Here is a 15,256-nt window from a genome sequence, read left to right as displayed (position 1 = left end):
ATGCTCTTTCGCTTCTTCTAATACGCTACTTGTCTAAAATACTGATAAACTTTTGCTAACTTTTTTTGTTGTCCTCCCTTTTTACTTTCCATATTCCCAAATTCAAAAAACTTCACTTTCTTAATTCCAACAAAATTAAACAATGCTTTTCGCATCAATACTTTGTGAGCATTATTCAACCATAAAAGCGGATATTTAGTAGGGCCTTTCATAGTCGAAACACAAACGACTGACTTCCCTTTTAAGAGACCATCAGGAAACAATCCCTTTTTATCTCTATAGGCAAAATTAGATGCAAATAATTGATCAATATAGCCTAAAAGCATTGCTGGCGGTCTTCCCCACCAAATTGGATAAACAAAAACAATCTTATCTGCCCAAGTTATTTGTTCTCTATATTTCTCTAGTTTTGGATCAAGATACATATCACGACGTCGTCTATGTTCATTAAAATGTAAAATCGGATCAAATTTTTCTTCATATAAATCAACCACTTGTAATTCATTTATGTACGGATTTTCATTGCATCCTTTAACAACTTCCTGCAAAAAAGAATAATTCAAACTTTGATGATTTGGATACGTATAAATAATTAATGTTTTCATAACTGCCTCCATTACTTATCATTTGATAAGTAAATAATACGCAATACTTATTTAGTTGTCAAATGATAATTGTTTTAAGATAAGTTATTTGTTATCTTGTCAGTAAGAGGTGAGATATTTGGACAAGAATGCATTATTCAATCAATTTGTTACATTTACAGCAACCGTTCATCAAGTAACAAATGAGTTAACACAAAACGTTAAAACGGACGCCATAACTCCTGTTCAATATAAAATTCTTGAACATATAAAAGTAAGCCAGCCTGTTACGACTACTGAAATTAGTGATTGTCAGCAAATGTCGTTACCGAATACAAGTCGAGAGCTTAAGAAACTACAAGAGAAAAATTTAATTGAAAAAATTAGTGATACAGAGGATCGTAGAAAACATTATGTGCGCCTCACCGAAGATGGGGAACAAATGATGGATGAGGCATTTCGATGTATTGAAGTCCGTTTTCAACACCTTATTCAAGATGTTTCAGAAGAAGATTTAGAAGAAATTAAGCACGCATTAGATATTTTGCAGCAGAAGGTTTTTAAACAACAAGGTAAGCTTTAAGACGCATGATTTACTTCCGTTAATTGTTAGGACAGACTATAAGTGTGACCTCAAATGCAATTTGATTTGAGGTCACCTTTTTTCGAGGTTTTTAATTAGTTTAGCTATGTAGATTAATAAACCAATAATTGTTAGTGGAATTGAAATTGCGACTAATGTAGCAAAAAATGCAAATATATCTCCAACAAGTAATTTTGGCATTATTAAAATTCTCTCCTTTTTTAAATTTTGTATATCAAAGAATACCGAAACTTCATAGTACAGACCTCCCGTATATTTTTATGTTATATATTACTTTTATCTTATCAAATCATTAAAATTAACAAAAGTTAAAAATATATAATAATTAAATAATTCAGAAATTGTTCGTATTATTTAAATATAGAATATCTGTTTATTTACAATGTAACTCAACAATTGGTTTACATACTTTAAATTTTAAAAAAGATATCACCAATTTTCACCTGCCCATGCACTAAAGTTCATTGTTTCACAACGTCTTATCGTTGTTCTGCTTGTACAGGAAAGAGTTTGCTTGGATTTATCACATTTATGTAAATGGCAAAATACCGTGCTAAGGAGACTAGTTAGAAATAATCCCTAATAATTCGTCACCGATTAGCCCCTCCTATAATAGTCTAATGATGTATAAAGGAGGTGACTAATGTGGGAGTAGTATTTGAAAAAAATTGGCTTGATCAACATTTACCATCCCTTCCTTTATGGCAACAGAACGCCTTTAAAGACTTTTCTTTAATGATTGCAGATGAAGCAAATACGTTCCCCTGTATTCCTGCTAGAACAGGTTTTTTATCAAATCAACTACGCTTCAGCTTTATCGGAGATCCCCGAGAGCTACAATCAGCGAAAGCGTTAGCAACTTGCTTAAAAGAATATGGATACTGCGCACGATCTGCTGGAAAATATACTTCACATGCTATTTTTTTCGAAACGCCAAAGGATATGCTTGAAAATTATGAGGTAGAGGATTATAGAGCCCTATTTTGGACATTGCTAAACAACGTTACTGCATTTGATGAAAAAGAATGGCCTAGAGAAATTCCCTCCGACCCTTCTGTTCATACATGGGAATTTTGTTTTGATGGGGAGCCTTACTTTGTATTTTGTGCAACACCTGCCCACCAACTTCGAAAAAGTCGCCATTTTTCAACATTGCTTATGGCCTTTCAGCCACGCTGGGTGTTTGAAGACATTAATGATACAACTGTGCTTGGCCAAAAATTAAAAAGGCTAATAAGAAAACGCATCGATTTGTATGACGCAATTCCAGGTCATCCAGACTTAAAATGGTATGGGCAAAAGGACAATTATGAATGGAAACAATATTTTTTAAGCGACGATGAGGGGCATAGTCCCACAACATGTCCATTTTTAAAGGGGAAATCTTCAATTAACCTTTCCAAAAGAGAGAAATAATTAAGCGGAGCTATTGTTGCTCCGCTTTTTCATAACAATAAATGTCGCAACAGCAATGATGACTATGAAAAGCAGGCTTATGTAAAAACCGAGTCTGCTTGTTTTGTCACCTAATGTACCCGAAACGGTTACCGCTATTAAAAGCATCCCAACAACATTTTTTACATGTTGCCACTTCGTTAATGTCATGAGCTTTGCATATGTCACTAATATAAAAAGCCAGTTATAAATTAACATTAACCCAGCTGCCGTTATTAAATATTCAAAAATCTTTTCTGGAATAAGAAAGCCTATCACAATGGTGACGGTTAAACCAACTGTTAGAAAAAGAAATGCAGGTAACGGCACTTTCATTTTCCCTTTTTTCGCTAATATTGATGGCGCATCATGATCTTCTGCTAAAGCCGTTAAAATCGTTACCACTGCGTACAAGGAAGCAACCATCGTGGAAAATCCGGCAATAATTAAAATGCCTGTTATTATATCTGCTACATATGGTATGTGAAAATCTGTAAGGGCGGTAATGAACGGGCTTTCATTTATTGTAAATGTTTCCCACCCTACTAATAGAAGCGCACATACGAGAGCACTTACGTAAATCGATGTCAGTATGATAATCATCACTTTTCCAGCTTTCGGTGCTTGCTTAGGATCTTTTAAGTCAATTACTAGAAGCCCCATCACTTCTATGCCACCAAAAGCAAAAAAAGCATATAGTAGTCCAAGCCAAATGCCCTTTACACCTTCAGCAAAAAAACCTTGAAAGTTAGTAACAAAAGCATTTATTTGCTTTGGCTCACTATTTATCCCCTTTATTAAAAGGACGACAGCAACTATGATGAACATCACGACAGCAGCTGCCTTCATCGCCCCAAATATATTTTGAAACTTTTCAAAGCCTTTCATTCCAGTTAGTATAATGAGCAAACCGAGTATACCGAAACCAGATGCGGTCATCCATAGCGGTAAGGCAGGAAACCAAAACTGGATAAAAATCCCCAATGCCATTAATTGACTACCCATTATCAATATTTCCGAAATCAAATATACCCATCCATTACTAAAGCCAGCCCAATTGCCAAATGCTTGTTTAGCATAAGTACGAAAAGATCCTTTATCTGGATTGGCAACAGACATTTTCACAAGTGCATCATAGACAAGATACGTTCCAATGGCTGCTAATAAAAATGGAATTAAAACAGCAGGCCCGCTTTTGGCAATTGCCATGCTTGTACCTAGAAAAAAACCTGTCCCTAATGTACAACCTACACCTAATAGAGACAACTGCCACCAAGACATTTGACCTTTGCTTGTTTTTGACTCCATTTCGATCACCCCTCTTACAATTTCCGCACCAATGGTAACGTCATACAGCGAATACCTCCACCGCCTTTTTCAAGTTCGGTCACTTCAATTTCTACTATATTTTTCTTTTGTAATTTTGGATGGTTTTTAAATTGCTGTTTTGTTGCTTTTTTACTGACTAACAATGTCTCAGGATTTAAATTTAAAAAATTGATATCAGGGATCGTATTATATTTTTCTAGCCAATAGACATCGAAACCATGTCGATTAAAAAATTGTTCCGTCATATTAAAGCGAGTTGTACTTGCAGTCAAAACATATATAGGAAAATACCGCATAAAGCTTTTCGCTATTACAACATCTTCGTTCGCAACATTACAATTCATATCTAAATGGAGTGTGTCTGAGCTCCGAGGCAAGTCGATAATGCCAATTTCAGAAAATCCTGCTTCAAATATTTTTTGCTTCGCACGTTCCACACCCTGTCTAGTTGTCCGTACGCCAATATTGATCAGCACTGCATCCTTATTCAACACCATCACATCCCCAAACTCCAATACATCGCCAGTTTCCATAGATGCCTTAAAGTTTTGAGGAAACCACTTTTCAAGCAATGCATGGGCATGTCCATATTCAGGACGTCTAATTGAACTACCTGCTTCACCTGGCAGCATTTGTTTGCCAAATACACATGCAAGATCACGCACAAAATAACGATTTAGAAGTTGTTCGCTTAGCTGCTGTGCTTCTGCTAATAGTTCCGTTGAGTAATCAATTACTTGCACGCCTGCATGCTGTAAAGTGCCCTTCAGCTCCATAAAATTGTCCATTGCTCGTGCATGTAAAACAGGTGCGCTCCATTGCACATTTTCTGCTGTTTTTAAATCCGGCACATCTAAACTGGAAGGTGCACAAAGCATTACAGCCGTAAGCTCTCCATGTTCTGACCAACAACTTGGTTGAAATGAATACATGGTGTTTTCTCCCCCTTTTCTTTGCTATCACTGTTAGCGTTACCATCAACATTAAGATTATACGAAGCAACATTAACTTAAAAAACACACCAAAAACAATGGTGTGTCGAGATTAGGCAAACTCATAGTATTAAACTACTGCTACAGTATGTCTTTACGTAAAATATTCTAATTTAGCATTGGGGAAAAATTTCTTCATGTAACCGTAAAGATGTTCTTTAATATCTTCCTCTTCCTCTTTTTGATAAATATATTTGCCAATCCCATATTTGCCCCACTTGTACCTTCTAGCTGTTTCATCCAATTCTAATTTCGTCATTGGATAATTTTTTTCAATGACTCTTTTCGCTGGCTTTGTAAAGCGGTGCTGAATAAATTCAAAGGTAATATCATCCCGTACATCTTGTGGTAATTCAGCATCAAGACGCTCAAACATATGATAATACCCTTCCTCCCAACCTTCATGAAGATAAATCGGTGCGACAATAAAGCCAAGTGGATATCCCGCCCTCGCCACTTTACCAGCCGCTTCAATGCGCAAGTCTAAAGGTGATGTACCGGGCTCAAAGTTTTTTATGACATAATCCGCATTAACACTAAAACGAAACCTCGTCCTACCATTATGTTTGGCATCTAATAAATGATCGACATAATGGAATTTTGTTACGAATCGCAACAACCCATGTTCACTTTGTCCAAAATGCTCAATAGCTTTCTTTAACGTATGTGTTAAATGATCAATTCCTACAATATCTGAAGTACAAGATGCTTCAAATCGGGTTATTTCAGGAGCTCTTTCTGCCATATAGTGATCTGCAGCCTCAAGAATTTCATCGACATTCACATACGTACGAATATACGGCTTGCTGCCCATCGTTGTTTGCAAATAACAATAATGACAATGCCCCATACATCCAGTTGCAAACGGAATGGCATATTCTGCTGACGGTTTAGATGTATCAAATTTCAACGTTTTTCGAATACCAACGACAAGCGTTGACTTTGCTATACGATACTTTTGCAAATCGTTATCACCTGGGAGATTCCGCACCTGATTATGAGATGTCGTATAACGAATTTCCACACCCAGCTTCTCAAATTTCTCTTTCAATTCCTGTCCTAGTGGATAATCGAGCGCATTAGGCTCAAAATAGACTAGCTGAGGTGTAAATGGTTTTCTCATCCTCTACCTCCTAATGAAAATACTGATTATACGCTTGCTCAGCATCCATTTCACTTCTAAAAATAACAAAGTCATTTGTTAACGGATAGTACGTTTCATATAGAAAGAGCGCTAATTCATTTGGATTTTCTGGATTATTTACGACTGCCGCCTCCTGTATATTCGCTACATCTTGAATATGCGGATTGCGATAAAAAATATATACAATATCCCCTGCATTATAAGTTTGCATGTACGTTACCCTCCTAAAGCATTTCAATTAGTTTGGCTTAAGAAGGAGGAAATTATGTTAGAGTTTTGTTAGATTGTATTCTAATCTCACCACCAAACGGAGAGAATTTTTATCAATTTGTTAACAATCCTTCTATAATAGCTACTAAATGAAGTGCAATAAATTCCATAATTAGTAATTGAAGTATTCACTCTTTGTACGGCATCCATATTGTTAAGAGAATACTAGTGGATAATATGACAAAGAGTAATGATCTAAATTGCTATCCTTTCTCTTTCCACTGCAGCAATCCTGCAAGTTCTGATAATAGTGCATATGCCCCGATTAATCCATACGTAATAATAATCATTGGATCACTCCATTCTTTTTGTCCTTTCACTTTAAAAGATGGAGTTTACTCCATGTCAACAATTATTATTTGAATTTCCATAAAAACTGACCACTATTTTTTTTGCAAAATTGATACTTTTAAATAGGCCAAGCCTTTGCTAAGGTTATCCTAGCATGCAACATTGATTTACAAAGTAAGGTTTTGCGCAACTATGCTTTGATATCTATAAAGCAAAATAAGGAAGGTTTTCAACTATGCAAAAAACAATAAGCTATTCACATTCAAGAACTTTTGATCTTATTCTATCGGCAATGTTAATTGCACTTGTCTTCGTGGCAACGCTCACATTAAATATTAAACTACCGATTAAAGCTAATGGTGGATTAGTACATCTTGGAACAGGCATGCTTTTTACAGCATCTATTCTTTTTGGTTCTAAAAAAGGAGCCATTGCAGGTGCAATTGGCATGGGTTTATTCGACGTCGTTTCCGGTTGGATGTTGTGGGCACCTATTACATTTGTTGCTCGTGGCTTACAAGGCTATATCGTAGGAAAAATTGCTTGGTCGAACGGACGTAAAGGAAACAGCATTCCCTTCAATCTTTTCGCAATGATTATTTCTGTTCCATTTATGATAGCTGTTTATTACGTTGGTGAAGCTATTTTATATGCTAACTGGATTGCACCATTGGCATCTATTCCTGGAGATTTAGTTCAAAATATTCTCGGGATGATTGTAGCCATACCAGTTTGTGTTTTATTGAAAAAAACACCTATATTTAAATAATTCTTTATCGTAATCTATCGGCGGATTGCATCGTTTTACCGGCGATTCGTGAGCTCCTATCGGCGGTTACAACATTTCTATCGGCGATTTGCAGGCTTCTATCGGCGATTACTATCGCATCACGAAAAAAACACAGTCGCTTTCGCGACTGTGTTTTTTTATTTTGATAAATCTATTTTTTTATTTAATAAGTGAATCGTCACTCCACCGACAGTCATTGATAATAACTCTCCGACGCCAACCGTAAACCAAGTCGCCCAAAACGGCAAATCATATAGAATGGTTAACTGACCTGCAACGGTAAACATCGATAGTGCAAAAATCAATGCTGTGATGACCATTTTCCGACTATCACTCTTAATATTTTTCGTTACTGATCGACAAAGAATTAATACTAGAAATGTTGCTATACCACCGATAGGTACATCGAGAATCCAAGTCGGTGACATAAAATTCGCTAATACTACGCCTAGTGTTACTGCTACAACATACCGTTTATTATACAGTGCCAAATAGTTGAACATCTCTGATAGACGTAATTGGACAGCTCCAAAACTAATAACTGACAATACTACAGTTACAGCCACATACAAGGCTGCGACCAGTGCTACCTTTGTAAGTTCCCTTACAGAAGTTCGCGATGAATCTTTAACAATAGATGTATTCAATTTACATTCTCCTTTGTAAAATAGCAATCTGCTATTTTAGTACTAACTACGACCAAAGGAAGAGAGCATGATGCCCTAACTGAAGTGCCGTAGTGTAAGCTGTTTTTTGCTTACTTGCGTATTATAGCAGAAGAATGATACATAGAACAACACTATTTCGCTATCCATCCACCATCAATCGGGATAACAGCTCCGTGCATATAATCAGCTGAATGACTTGCCAAAAAAAGCGTTAAATTCGCAACTTCACTTGGTTGTGCCCAACGACCTGCAGGTGTTTCGTCGGCAACCCATTTTGCCATTGCACCATCGCCTTCAAAATCAGCTTTGGTCATCGGAGTTTGAATAGCACCTGGCGCAATGGCATTGGCACGTATCCCCTCACGGCAATAGTCTAAATCTAATTGTTTCGTATAGCCTACAATTGCATGTTTAGATGCGGTATATGCCGCACCACCGCCACCTGCTATTAGCCCTGCAATAGACGCCATATTAACAATGATACCAGCTTTGCGTTTTAACATATGGGGTAATATCGTATTCGTGACAAAAAAAGTGCCCTTTACATTCGTATTCATAATTTTGTCCCAAAGTGCCTCATCAGTATCAAGCGTTTTTGCAAAACCATCTAATACGCCAGCAGTATTTAGTAAAATATCCACTTTTTTAAACATCACCAGTACTTTTTCAAATGATTGCTCTACATCACTTTTCCGATCTACACTACCTACCATAAAACCAAAGCGTTCTGGGTATTGCTTTTGTAAATTCAATAACCCCTGCTCATCTATATCGAAACCGAAAACATTGGCCCCATTTTCTAAAAATGCAACGGCCTGAGCTTGCCCAATACCTGAGGCAGCACCCGTTATAAAAACTGTCTTGCCAATATACTCTTCAAACTTCATAACATCTCTCCTCTATAAAAAGCAATCTACTAATAGTAAAAAATCCAGTTGCTATGATTACCCTTTGTTCTATTAGAAGGTTACTTTGACATCAAAAAAATAGCATACTAAGTAACACCTAGCATACTATTTTCATCTTAAATCACGGTCATTTAGTTTACGATTTTCCAATCTTCCGCTAATAAATCACAGACAGTTGGTGTGAACATCGTATAGCCCTCACCGCGTACATTGATTAAAAAATAGGGATTTAAATTTACTCCGTCATGCTCGCTTTGTCCAACAAGCTTCACATATAATTCAGCACCGCCCCATCCTTCACGGATTACTTTCTCGCCTGCTTTTAAACGCGGTAATACTTCTTCAAATGTCATTTATATTCATCCCTTTTCACAATCTTTTCATACTTTCCTTCCCAAAAAGTATACTGGATAATTATTTTGTTTACAACTATAGCTAGTTCATTTATACTTTTCATTCTAACTACTTTTTTTGCCTTTAATGTGAGTCTCTTGCTATATAAAACGAAAACCAAGGGTGTGCTAACCCCATTTTAGGTCACTATGCTAGACCTTTCCAACGAAAAAAGAACCTTCAATCCAACATGGATCAAAGGTTCATATTTTTTAATGATTAGTTTTTGTTTAGACGAAGTGCCTGCGCTGTTGAAGCATGGACTTCCTCAAGAAGCTCAGGGTTTTGTAGTAATGAGATACCGTAAGAAGGGATCATTTCTTTTAATTTCGGCTCCCACTCGTTTGCTTGTTGTGGGAAGCATTTTTTGATAACTTCTAGCATAACGTGAACGGCAGTAGAAGCACCTGGTGATGCACCTAATAATGCAGCGATTGAACCGTCAGCAGCACTTACTACTTCAGTACCAAATTGCAGTGTTCCTTTACCGCCTGCTTCAGTATCTTTAATAACTTGTACACGTTGACCAGCAACTACAATATCCCAATCCTCACTCTTAGCAGTTGGGATAAACTCACGTAACTCTTCCATACGTTGATCTTTTGATAATAGAAGTTGTTGGATCAGGTATTTTGTTAATGACATTTCTTTAACTCCTGCCGCTAATAAAGTAGTAATATTATGCGGTTTTACAGAAGCAAATAAATCCATGTTTGAACCTGTTTTCAAGAACTTTGGTGAGAAACCAGCGAATGGTCCAAATAATAATGATTTTTTGTTATCGATAAAGCGAGTGTCTAAATGTGGAACAGACATTGGTGGCGCACCAACCGCAGCTTTACCGTATACTTTAGCATGGTGTTGTTCAACAATTTCTTGATTTTTACATACCATAAATAATCCACTAATAGGGAATCCACCAATGTGTTTTCCTTCAGGAATGCCTGTTTTTTGTAGTAACTCTAAGCTTCCTCCGCCAGCACCAAGGAAGACGAATTTTGCTGTATGGTACTCCATTTTACAACCATCTTTGTCATGCACTTTTAATTCCCATAAACCGTCTTTCGTACGTTTAATACTTTCGACACTATGGTTGTAGTTGATATCTACATCTTTTTGTTTTAGGTGGTCAAATAAAATACGTGTTAGAGCACCGAAGTTTACGTCTGTACCAGTGTCAATTTTTGTTGCAGCAATGGCCTCATTTGCTGGACGGTCTTGCATAATAAGAGGAATCCATTCCATTAGTTTTTCTGGGTCATCAGAAAATTCCATACCTTTGAAAAGAGGATTATTTGACATTGTTTCATAACGTTTTTTCAAATACTCAACATTTTTTTCGCCTCTTACCATACTCATATGTGGTAATGGCATAATAAAGTCTTGCGGATTTTGGATAAGCTTGTTTTTTACAAGATAAGACCAAAACTGCATCGAAACCTGGAACTGTTCATTAACATTAATTGCTTTGCTAATATCGATAGTACCGTCTGGTTTTTCAGAAGTGTAGTTAAGCTCGCACAGTGCTGCGTGCCCTGTTCCTGCATTATTCCATTCATTAGAGCTTTCCTCACCGGCGTTTGAAAGTTTTTCAAACACAGTAATATTCCAGTCCGGTGCTAATTCTTTGAGCATCGTCCCCAAAGTCGCACTCATAATTCCGGCACCAATTAAGATGACGTCTGATTTAGTTACTCTGTTACTCATTTTTACCATCCTTATATTTTAAGATTTGCAGAAATGATGTCGGTGTAAACTAGTTACACACCTTTTCTGTATCAACTATAAACTTACAATAGTCTATCACAACTAATTAAAGAATAAAATATCTACTACAATATTATAGTAATAAACTAATCAAAAAGTAGTAAAAAATGCGAAGTCAGTCCATAAAGTCATTTGTCTATACTAAAACCAAGACCTTGCCCCCATTGCCAGGGTATTGCAGTGGTTTTCCATTACATATACCAACTCTGCTAAAAGCATTGCGTTTAAAATAAAATCAACTGAATAAATTTTAGTATGCTACTACTAAAATAATTTATCCATCGCTTATTTAAAATAATGGACACTTCATAAACTTCGCTTATTTAAAAAGCCCTAGAACTTTTAGTCTAATAGCCCGCAATCGACTCTATTTTACATGATTCACTAACATTCACAAGGTACCTTTAAACTAATTTTCACTTTTTCGACAGAATGTTTCATACGCTAAAGTATGTATAGTACGCAAAGGCACATAATTTTAACCAAAACAATTACGTTTAATTAATTCATAGCAAAATAGCAAAATGCTATGACTTCTATAGTTTTGCTAACTAGCCTATGTTTTACAAATCAAAAGGTTTTCAGTCACCTTCCTCCTTAGCTACTGTATACGCTTTCATCAAATCTATCAAGAGTTAAAGCTTCGATTTAATATTTTCCCTCCTTTTTTATAAGCGATTTTTTGTACATTAAAACTATTTGATTTATCTTCATGTTGTTATATAACACCATCTGTACCAAATAAATTTTACCATACAACAATTGAAATTATTAGAATATTTTATTTTTCAGAAAATAGGAGCAGTTTCTATTGCACATGTATATTCCCCAATAAATTCTACTTAAATCAATTTATCATCTTTTTTGTTACCAGATGTGCTTAAAATTACAAAAAAGGTAGCTCACCAAGATATTAGGTGACCTACCCTTTTAATTTCAGAAATAATGTTTTTAAGCGAATTTTTCAAGCCTATATAATTTAGTTAACGCAATATAATACAGAAACAAAATCCATAGCAAAAATGCAACAGCTTGTTTTACTAATTTTATTTCATTGAAATAGTAGCTAATTCCATCATTTTTTTCTCAATTGCTTTTTGCTCTGTCGCTTTCATTACTTTTTCAGGCAAATTGTTAGAAATTCGAATAGTATAACGACCATCTAAAATAACCTTCTTTAAACACTTATTGTGTAGTATTCTACGGTTGTAACATCCTACTTATTTCGCGAATGATAGCTCGGTCCGCCATCATTCCCATGGGAAATCTTCACATTGTCTACTCAGTAATAATTATTTGTGTAACGATAGACTTCATCATGTGTGTTATAGACATCAAAGAATTTGTGTATATACTTAGCGTAAAATTGAGCTATTAGATAGCACAATTGATTACACTTCTTCCTATTTAGTCTGATAGGATTTCAACATTTTCCGCAACTTGCTTTTGATCAGTAGAATGTGGCTGCTCAATTAAATCAAAGGACACTTTTTGACCTTGTTTAAGAAATCTATAGCCATCCGGAAATTTTTCATTATTCGGTAAAACTGAGCTAAAATGAACAAAAACGTGATTTTTATCCTCACCATTCAGCATAATACGGCCATAGCCCTTTTCTTCTTTATACCATTTAACAATTCCCTCTCGTTTCATATTATTAACCACCTATTCATAGATTCTTATTTTACAATAAATAATAAGCATGTAAAAACATCTTTTCAAAAATCGGAACACTCATAAGAGGGTTAGAAATAAAAGCTTATTAGGTTGAATACATTGAACTTTCACTACCTATTTATAAAGAGGATTCCCTAAAGTCGCTAAATCAGTTAATGGTAGTTGTTTTATAATTTCATAACCGTTACCTTCACCTTTAGGCTTTACAATGACCGTTCCCATATTAGGAATTTTACCTAACCCTATTCCATTTGGAAAACTATGCGCTATAATTACTTGATTTGTCCCAAAGGGAGGTGTCTTTTCTAATTGAGATTGAACATTTTTCAAAATATGCTGTTGTTCTATAGCTGATATGTCCCCTCCTAGTTTATTAATTTCAAACCAAAAAGGGTCGATTTGAATATACATTGTTGGGAATGCTAGCTGCGCTGTCTCAATTGTTCTACACAAAGGGCTTGCAATAATAGGTGAATTAATCGGGATTTGCCAATAACGAAGCATTTGTCCATAGTAAGCGGCCTCTCTTCGACCGTAGTCAGACAAATTACGTTGTGTATAGCAATATTGAAAATTAAAATATGGCTGATCCTTTCCAACTGTTGCCTCCCCATGTCTAACATATAAAATGAAGCCACCAGCTCGCAGTAAATCAAGAATTGACTGTTCCAAATCTTTCTTTGCCCCCTAACCTACCTTAAAGATTTACTGTTAATATATGACTTACTTTGTACATAAAATGATGCGCAACACACGTGAATTTACTCCAAAACCAAAAGCTCCCTACATAATATAGGGAGCTGTCTGCTTATTTTTATAGAAACCTTATCACGATTTTAAATCCTGTAAACACAAATCGAGTCGCTAAATCTAACAAATTGGATTTAGCCTATAATGTTATGGCAATACATACATGCACTTATCGCACTGCATTATTTCACTTTAGAGGAATGATTACAGTCGCTGTCGTTTCTAATTCGGCTGTCGTTTGAATAGAGATATTTCCATTATATTTTTTGACAACCTCTTTTACGATAAATAATCCTTGCCCTCTTATTTTACCGAATTCAGGTTTTTTTGTTGTAAACCCTTGTTTAAATATTTGTTCCGGCTCAGATATTGTCGGTCCTGTATTAATAATTTCAAAGACGTACTTCGTTTCATCCGCATGACAACAAATTGTCATTTTACGTTCGCTCTCCGGCAATTCAGTTGTGGCATCAATAGCGTTATCAATTAAATTTGATAATAACTTAATTAAATCTGTTGTTTTAATATTAATAAAAGCATCCTGTGAAACAGATATATCCATCTCAATATTATGGTTTTGGGCTGCAAGTTTTTTCGTTTGCAACAAGATTGAAAGCCCAGGGTGATTTATATTTAATTTTAGTGATTTAATTGCCTGCACATCTTTAGATAATGAAGATAAATATTGTTTTGCTTGTTCTTGCTCCCCTAGTTGCAGTAGCCCATGCAACACTTGTATATGATTGGTGAAATCATGTCTTAATGAAGATACAGAAGTAATTAACGCTTTAATTTCAGCTTGATATGTATCTTCAGTTACCCCCACTTCTTTCGTCACTTCTTTTTGATACCATCTCTGTAAAAAGAAGAAAGAAGCAATAACGATTAAAATAAATAGTCCATTATAAATAAACATGAGTAAATTATTTTCTAGAACTTTTCCTTTAATGCCATTAACTTTGTCAGCACCAATATCAATACCAAGGTAGCCCATAATTTGTCCATTTTCATTCTTAATAGGTGCTCCTACAGAAAGATAATCGCCATGGTCTGGATCCTCAATTACATTCGTAACATATGTTAACCCTCGATAAGCTAGTTTGATTTGCTTCTCAGGCACAGTACAAATTTGTCCTATTTCAAACCCTTCTGTGTAGCTATTAGGTACACCAGCAATCAACGCTTTTGATACTTGAGGATTATCAATTTCTAATGTATACACAAATAAGGCACCCAGTTTTTCTCTTGCATCATTTAAATAGCTTCTTAATTCCCAATAATCTTCACTTTCCACAGGATTATTTAAAAATTGCTGATACTGTTTGACATCAAGTGATGATGCAATGGATATAGCCGCTTCCAGACTTTGGTTAGCGATTGACTCTTCCACCGTTTTTTTCATCTTCACATAAGAAGTGACAACATTTAAACTTGTGAACAATGACAATAATACTGTCGCTAATACTAATATTAGTTTAATTTTACGTTTTTTCATACAAACTGGTACTTCCTCATCTATTGTATTAAATATTTAATTATGTGTATTTACTACTGTAACATTTAATATTTATGATAACTGCAATAATATTATACTATAGTAATTTTCATTTTTTCATGTTTGTTTTAAAAAAATCCCTTTGAAATATAACTTATAT

At 35.3% G+C, this 15,256-nt stretch carries 16 protein-coding genes; 3 read left to right on the top strand and 13 right to left on the bottom strand.

Translation table 11 applies throughout. The features are described from left to right. Positions 1-17: 17 nt before the first annotated feature. Positions 18-605: an NAD(P)H-dependent oxidoreductase gene (locus ACIQXW_RS03870; RefSeq protein ID WP_402759995.1), complete on the bottom strand. Its 588-nt coding sequence runs from the start codon at positions 603-605 to the stop codon at positions 18-20. Between the two features lie 118 nt (positions 606-723). Here ACIQXW_RS03870 and ACIQXW_RS03865 point away from each other — a divergent pair, with 118 nt between their 5' ends. After that, entirely contained in the window at positions 724-1,167 is a 444-nt protein-coding gene (locus ACIQXW_RS03865) for a MarR family winged helix-turn-helix transcriptional regulator (RefSeq protein ID WP_402759993.1), read from the top strand. 72 nt (positions 1,168-1,239) lie between these two features. Here the strand turns inward: ACIQXW_RS03865 and ACIQXW_RS03860 are convergent, their stop codons facing one another. Further along, on the bottom strand, positions 1,240-1,368 hold the full coding sequence (locus ACIQXW_RS03860) for a hypothetical protein (protein ID WP_340825097.1): 129 nt from the start codon (positions 1,366-1,368) through the stop codon (positions 1,240-1,242). 465 nt (positions 1,369-1,833) lie between these two features. Here ACIQXW_RS03860 and ACIQXW_RS03855 point away from each other — a divergent pair, with 465 nt between their 5' ends. Next, positions 1,834-2,604 carry a YqcI/YcgG family protein gene (locus tag ACIQXW_RS03855; RefSeq protein ID WP_402759990.1) on the top strand — a complete coding sequence of 257 codons (771 nt, stop codon included), beginning with the start codon at positions 1,834-1,836 and terminating at the stop codon, positions 2,602-2,604. Here the strand turns inward: ACIQXW_RS03855 and ACIQXW_RS03850 are convergent, their stop codons facing one another. From ACIQXW_RS03850 to ACIQXW_RS03835, 4 genes are all read right to left on the bottom strand, one after another. After that, positions 2,605-3,930 carry an amino acid permease gene (locus ACIQXW_RS03850; protein WP_402759987.1) on the bottom strand — a complete coding sequence of 442 codons (1,326 nt, stop codon included), beginning with the start codon at positions 3,928-3,930 and terminating at the stop codon, positions 2,605-2,607. 14 nt (positions 3,931-3,944) lie between these two features. Further along, positions 3,945-4,883: an arginine deiminase family protein gene (locus ACIQXW_RS03845; RefSeq protein ID WP_340825101.1), complete on the bottom strand. Its 939-nt coding sequence runs from the start codon at positions 4,881-4,883 to the stop codon at positions 3,945-3,947. Between the two features lie 154 nt (positions 4,884-5,037). Further along, on the bottom strand, positions 5,038-6,066 hold the full coding sequence (gene splB, locus ACIQXW_RS03840) for a spore photoproduct lyase (RefSeq protein ID WP_340825103.1): 1,029 nt from the start codon (positions 6,064-6,066) through the stop codon (positions 5,038-5,040). Positions 6,067-6,076: 10 nt separating this feature from the next. After that, the gene (locus ACIQXW_RS03835) at positions 6,077-6,298 is read right to left on the bottom strand and encodes a transcriptional regulator SplA domain-containing protein (protein ID WP_340825104.1); all 222 of its coding nucleotides are present in this window, start codon (positions 6,296-6,298) and stop codon (positions 6,077-6,079) included. 585 nt (positions 6,299-6,883) lie between these two features. Between ACIQXW_RS03835 and ACIQXW_RS03830 the strand changes: the two genes are divergently transcribed. Further along, the gene (locus ACIQXW_RS03830) at positions 6,884-7,417 is read left to right on the top strand and encodes an ECF transporter S component (RefSeq protein WP_340825105.1); all 534 of its coding nucleotides are present in this window, start codon (positions 6,884-6,886) and stop codon (positions 7,415-7,417) included. A 158-nt stretch (positions 7,418-7,575) separates the two neighbouring features. On the opposite strand, the gene ACIQXW_RS03825 is transcribed toward ACIQXW_RS03830, so the two are convergent. The 7 genes from ACIQXW_RS03825 to ACIQXW_RS03795 form a co-directional block, all read right to left on the bottom strand. After that, complete coding sequence (locus ACIQXW_RS03825) at positions 7,576-8,085, bottom strand: QueT transporter family protein (RefSeq protein ID WP_340825106.1); 510 nt, start codon at positions 8,083-8,085, stop codon at positions 7,576-7,578. A gap of 152 nt (positions 8,086-8,237) precedes the next feature. Further along, the gene (locus ACIQXW_RS03820; RefSeq protein WP_402759984.1) at positions 8,238-8,993 is read right to left on the bottom strand and encodes a 3-oxoacyl-ACP reductase; all 756 of its coding nucleotides are present in this window, start codon (positions 8,991-8,993) and stop codon (positions 8,238-8,240) included. Positions 8,994-9,145: 152 nt separating this feature from the next. After that, on the bottom strand, positions 9,146-9,367 hold the full coding sequence (locus tag ACIQXW_RS03815; protein ID WP_340825109.1) for a DUF2829 domain-containing protein: 222 nt from the start codon (positions 9,365-9,367) through the stop codon (positions 9,146-9,148). Positions 9,368-9,626: 259 nt separating this feature from the next. Beyond that, positions 9,627-11,114 (bottom strand): malate:quinone oxidoreductase, encoded by a 1,488-nt coding sequence (locus ACIQXW_RS03810; RefSeq protein ID WP_401018658.1) that lies wholly within the window; start codon positions 11,112-11,114, stop codon positions 9,627-9,629. 1,467 nt (positions 11,115-12,581) lie between these two features. Further along, positions 12,582-12,827, bottom strand: a complete 246-nt coding sequence (locus ACIQXW_RS03805) for a cold-shock protein (RefSeq protein WP_340825112.1) — start codon at positions 12,825-12,827, stop codon at positions 12,582-12,584. 138 nt (positions 12,828-12,965) lie between these two features. Next, entirely contained in the window at positions 12,966-13,523 is a 558-nt protein-coding gene (locus ACIQXW_RS03800) for a histidine phosphatase family protein (RefSeq protein ID WP_340825114.1), read from the bottom strand. A gap of 265 nt (positions 13,524-13,788) precedes the next feature. Continuing rightward, the gene (locus ACIQXW_RS03795; RefSeq protein ID WP_402759980.1) at positions 13,789-15,096 is read right to left on the bottom strand and encodes a sensor histidine kinase; all 1,308 of its coding nucleotides are present in this window, start codon (positions 15,094-15,096) and stop codon (positions 13,789-13,791) included. Positions 15,097-15,256: the final 160 nt, after the last annotated feature.

Source organism: Lysinibacillus sp. NPDC097162, assembly GCF_044762185.1.
Classification (GTDB): domain Bacteria; phylum Bacillota; class Bacilli; order Bacillales_A; family Planococcaceae; genus Lysinibacillus.
Note: the sequence above shows the minus strand (reverse complement) of the source record. Positions and strands in the feature narration are given on the sequence as shown.

What these genes read in the sequence shown, in the direction of transcription:
- ACIQXW_RS03815 (WP_340825109.1), bottom strand. Translation starts at nt 9,367, where the DNA reads ATGACATTTGAAGAAGTATTACCGCGTTTAAAAGCAGGCGAGAAAGTA.
- ACIQXW_RS03805 (WP_340825112.1), bottom strand. Translation starts at nt 12,827, where the DNA reads ATGAAACGAGAGGGAATTGTTAAATGGTATAAAGAAGAAAAGGGCTAT.
- ACIQXW_RS03835 (WP_340825104.1), bottom strand. Translation starts at nt 6,298, where the DNA reads ATGCAAACTTATAATGCAGGGGATATTGTATATATTTTTTATCGCAAT.
- ACIQXW_RS03850 (WP_402759987.1), bottom strand. Translation starts at nt 3,930, where the DNA reads ATGGAGTCAAAAACAAGCAAAGGTCAAATGTCTTGGTGGCAGTTGTCT.
- ACIQXW_RS03860 (WP_340825097.1), bottom strand. Translation starts at nt 1,368, where the DNA reads ATGCCAAAATTACTTGTTGGAGATATATTTGCATTTTTTGCTACATTA.
- ACIQXW_RS03820 (WP_402759984.1), bottom strand. Translation starts at nt 8,993, where the DNA reads ATGAAGTTTGAAGAGTATATTGGCAAGACAGTTTTTATAACGGGTGCT.
- ACIQXW_RS03870 (WP_402759995.1), bottom strand. Translation starts at nt 605, where the DNA reads ATGAAAACATTAATTATTTATACGTATCCAAATCATCAAAGTTTGAAT.
- ACIQXW_RS03795 (WP_402759980.1), bottom strand. Translation starts at nt 15,096, where the DNA reads ATGAAAAAACGTAAAATTAAACTAATATTAGTATTAGCGACAGTATTA.
- ACIQXW_RS03830 (WP_340825105.1), top strand. Translation starts at nt 6,884, where the DNA reads ATGCAAAAAACAATAAGCTATTCACATTCAAGAACTTTTGATCTTATT.
- splB (WP_340825103.1), bottom strand. Translation starts at nt 6,066, where the DNA reads ATGAGAAAACCATTTACACCTCAGCTAGTCTATTTTGAGCCTAATGCG.
- ACIQXW_RS03845 (WP_340825101.1), bottom strand. Translation starts at nt 4,883, where the DNA reads ATGTATTCATTTCAACCAAGTTGTTGGTCAGAACATGGAGAGCTTACG.
- ACIQXW_RS03810 (WP_401018658.1), bottom strand. Translation starts at nt 11,114, where the DNA reads ATGAGTAACAGAGTAACTAAATCAGACGTCATCTTAATTGGTGCCGGA.